Genomic DNA, 1,072 nt, shown 5'->3' with positions numbered 1-1,072 from the left:
CCCATCCACGACAGCGCACCCTCCCGCCAGCCCCCGGACCCTCCCTTGTGGGGAGAAGCGTCAAGCCGGACGGATCGGCAAACCTTTCAACCAAAGTCAGTGCATCGCGGACCGCTCGTCGCGCCGGCCCGTAGGGGCCCGCCGCGCATGGGACGGCCGTTCGAAGTACTCCACCACCAGGCCACCAAAGGGCACCCGCGGACCGTCTGCCTTCGGATCCGCCAGCCGCTGGAGCAGCGCCACCGCGCTGTCCACGGCCTCGTCGAGCGCGCGGTTGATGCGCTGGCGCTCCGTATCTCCACCGCCCAGGACTTCCAGGGCATCCACCAGGCACCGCCGCAGCAGTGCGAATTCGTCATGCAGGGCGCGCGCGCCACGCTCCGGCGCCAGGCGCAGCACCGCGCGGGTGCGACTCCAGGGGCTCGTCTCCAGGCCCTCCAGCGTCAGCCCCAGCTCCCGGACGAAGGGCTCCACCAGTCCGTCCAGCAGGCTGGGCCCCGGCACGGCCTGGGACTCGTGCGCCGCCAGCCGCATCCGGCGCCACAGCGCCGCGATGCGCTCGGGCTGCCTGCTGAACACGCGGGCCGCCCCCGCCTTCTTCCGTCCCCGCTCCGCCGCCATGTCCGTTGTCGTCCGCATCGCGAACGGAGACATAGCAATTGCTCTGCCAACGCCAGACGTGTGCCAGTGCCCAATGAATCCAGACGTTTGGGTGACGGGCCCGCCCTGAAGGGAGGGCGGAAGGCGTAAATCCTACGGGGCGGATGTTGAAAGCCCGGGGGCAGGGTGAAGAACCTTCCCAGGCTGGGCACCGCGACGCCCGTCAGTGGAGCGTCGGCTTGGGCGGGCGACCTGGCGGGTGCTCGCCATCCACCTCGAACTCGCCGCTGGAGGCCTCTGGCTCTTCGTCCAGGGCCCCCGCGGCCTCCGCCGTATCCGAAGCCTCCGGGACTTCCGGGCCGCCAGCGCCGGACTCCAGCGCTTCCGGGGCGCCTTCCAGGGCCTCCGGCTGCGAGGGGGCGGGCGAGCCCGGAAGTCCCGGAGGCTTCGGATACGGCGGAGGCCGCGGGGG

General features: G+C 71.9%; 1 protein-coding gene and 1 pseudogene. Both read right to left on the bottom strand.

Features of this window, described 5'->3' with window-relative positions; all coding sequences use genetic code 11:
- Nucleotides 1–96: 96 nt before the first annotated feature.
- Entirely contained in the window at nucleotides 97–654 is a 558-nt protein-coding gene (locus D7V97_RS43265) for a hypothetical protein (RefSeq protein ID WP_120616295.1), read from the bottom strand.
- A 169-nt stretch (nucleotides 655–823) separates the two neighbouring features.
- Nucleotides 824–1,072: pseudogene (locus D7V97_RS43260) on the bottom strand (hypothetical protein); the annotation flags it as partial.

Source organism: Corallococcus sp. CA053C (assembly GCF_003611675.1).
Lineage (GTDB): Bacteria > Myxococcota > Myxococcia > Myxococcales > Myxococcaceae > Corallococcus.
This window is presented reverse-complemented; position numbering and strand designations above follow the sequence as displayed.

What these genes read in the sequence shown, in the direction of transcription:
- D7V97_RS43265 (WP_120616295.1), bottom strand. Translation starts at nt 654, where the DNA reads ATGTCTCCGTTCGCGATGCGGACGACAACGGACATGGCGGCGGAGCGG.